Annotated in this window: 1 protein-coding gene and 1 pseudogene; both read right to left on the reverse strand. The window is 58.9% G+C overall.

Translation table 11 applies throughout. From position 1 onward, the window contains the following. Nucleotides 1–849, reverse strand: a pseudogene (locus tag EN925_RS31710) (DEAD/DEAH box helicase); the annotation flags it as partial. A 979-nt stretch (nucleotides 850–1,828) separates the two neighbouring features. After that, nucleotides 1,829–2,359, reverse strand: a complete 531-nt coding sequence (locus EN925_RS31720) for a DUF1003 domain-containing protein (protein WP_128337202.1) — start codon at nucleotides 2,357–2,359, stop codon at nucleotides 1,829–1,831. Between the last annotated feature and the right edge of the window lie 134 nt (nucleotides 2,360–2,493).

Here is a 2,493-nt window from a genome sequence, read left to right on the forward strand (position 1 = left end):
GTCGAAGACAGATGGCATCGCGCCATATAATGCGACCAGGCGCTCTTCCATCGACGTCGCGCGCATCGCTGTCAGCTCAGGATGATCACCAGCTTTAAACATCAGCTCGGATGCCGGTCCGACAGCAATCGAGTCTCGAACCTGGTCGCTGAGCTGACTGATCGGATCGTAGGTCTTGAGCTCTCGAATGCAGCTGTCTGGGCCAAGGACGACGCGAACGGGGTCCTCCGCGCCAGCGGGGAAGATGTCCATGAGATCGCCCCGAAAAGCTATTTCACCCGGTTCGTCGACCCTCTCGTCGACGACATAGCCAAAAGCTTCGGACCTTGTTCTGAAATCATCCCGGTCGAACTTTTGTCCCACCTCCAGAATTGCGAAACCGCCAGCAATGACCTGGGCGGGCGGCACCCGCTGCAGACTGGCTTCGATCGACATTACAGCGATGCGCGCACGATCGGGCTTCGTTGCCATGTGACACAACGCACGAAGCCTCCGCCCCATATTGGCGCGTGTGGGCCACACCCTGTCGTAAGGCAGGCAATCCCAGGACGGCAGCAAGATGATCTCCGCGTGCGGCAGGAACTGACGCAAAGCCCCGACGATCTCGTCGGCGCTGCGTTCCGAGGCAGTTATATGGATAATGTGCTTGTGCCGGCTGGCCTCCAGCCCACCGGCCAGCGCTGCCGCGATAGCTGAAGATGGCGGGACGCCGTGCTCTATCGTAAACCCGCTGTCATCCGTGTGATCGATTTGTTCGACATCCGTCCGCGAAATATGCCTGTTCACTGAAATCTCACCTTGTCCCCAGAAGAACGTCAGCACGGCGACCCCGTTCCTGGCGGCGCGCATTAAAGTGTTCCAGGACGGGGCAGCCGGTGCGGCGTTGATGCATTGCTTCCTAGCTGCCCTAAGAACTGGCGGCTGTGATTCTGTCACCTTGAATCACGCTCGACGCCGGCAGAACGCTCTGTGCGTCGGGCCATGCCGCGCGGTGGCCCGTCCGCCGGAGTTAGTATGTGCACATGCTGAATTGCCGAAATGACGATAACCACGCGAGGGATTGTCGAGAAAGCTGTTCGAGTTTGTCCTCGTCCGTTATCCCAGCTTGGTAGTAAGCCAGGATGCGCGATGCACTCCGTTCTCTCTTGGTTTCGGTCTCGTTTTTTGGGGTTGCTGCGCGCCAAAACGCGGCTCAGTACGGCCAGCTCTGATGGGGTGAAGGCGTCTCTATGCTTGCATCAACTCCGCGCCGCCCGCCTCGGGTGGGGAGCCGAGGCGGGCTGAAGCTGTGGGGATCCAGCTTCCGATGCCGGGCAACAGGCGATTGTGCAAGAGGGATTGTCCGGCGCGGCCCAACGCAGGATGGACAGAATGTTCCGGGAGTTTTGGTGAGGCGAAAATAATTGGCCAAGAGCCAGAAGCACGGCGCAGGATACGGCATGTAAGACTTGCCGGCGTGCGATCCAGTCAGCAGCTCGGGCCAAGATCCGAATCCTGGATGTGAGTTTCTGGACCTTGCTGAGCATTTAAGAGTTGAGGTACGGCCGTTATGATCTGCGGCAGAAAGAAGGGCTTGGTGATCATATTATGCTGTTGGGAACACCTTCGGCTCCCCAGTGTACCTCGCTATCGCCGCTGATACGCTGCCGCGATCGATTGACGTCCTGAGGTCGCCTTGGACAACGCCAAGACGGGCTTGGTGCTTCGACAGCCAAGTGCCAGACGATGAGGACGATTGCAGGCCTACAGCAGCCGCGCGAATGGTTTCTCGCTGTAAGCTCGTGTCGGGTTGGTACGCTGCGGCGGCTTGCCGGCGCGGTCGCTTTGATCAAGCTTCCTGCTGATCTTCAGAAGCCTGCTGGATTTGGGTCATCACCTTTCGGGGATCGACATTCTCTGCCAGTTGCCGCAGCTCTTTGTCGGCCGGGGTGGAGACATTCAGACGCACCGCCAAGGCAGCCACCATCTCGATCAGCCGCGTGGTTTCATGTTCGTTAAGGAGGCTGATCTGCAAATCCAGTTCCGCTCGGCGCTCGCTGTGTTCGGCCATTCTGTTCTGATTGATCAGCACGAAGGTAGACAGGAAGATTGCCTCGACGGAAGCGACCATGGCCAGGATCACGAAAGTTGGGTCCCAAGCTGGGATGGCTGGTATCGCGCCTAGGTTTGCAAGGATCCAGGCCACGAGGATTGCGAGATGCAGATAGACGACAATCATGCTCCCCGCGAAGCGCGAAATAGCGCCGGCAATCCGCACCTGAACGCTTTGGTGCTCCTCCTGTTGTCGCCTGTGCTCGACCAGTGCCTCTATGTTCTGGTGGAGCACCGACTGCGTGTTGGCTGGACGTTGGTCGCTCATTTGGAAAGCTCGTTTGAACGACGATCTGGTGCAAGCGGCGTCACTTGTCGCCCGCCTGGAACATTTGCGGAGCCGGACCTGGCTTGAACTCGTCGGCACGCAGCTTACGTCGCTGCCGACGGTTCGATTGGGAA

Origin of the sequence: Mesorhizobium sp. M7A.F.Ca.US.006.04.2.1 (genome assembly GCF_004022915.1) — a bacterium.
Classification (GTDB): domain Bacteria; phylum Pseudomonadota; class Alphaproteobacteria; order Rhizobiales; family Rhizobiaceae; genus Mesorhizobium; species Mesorhizobium ciceri.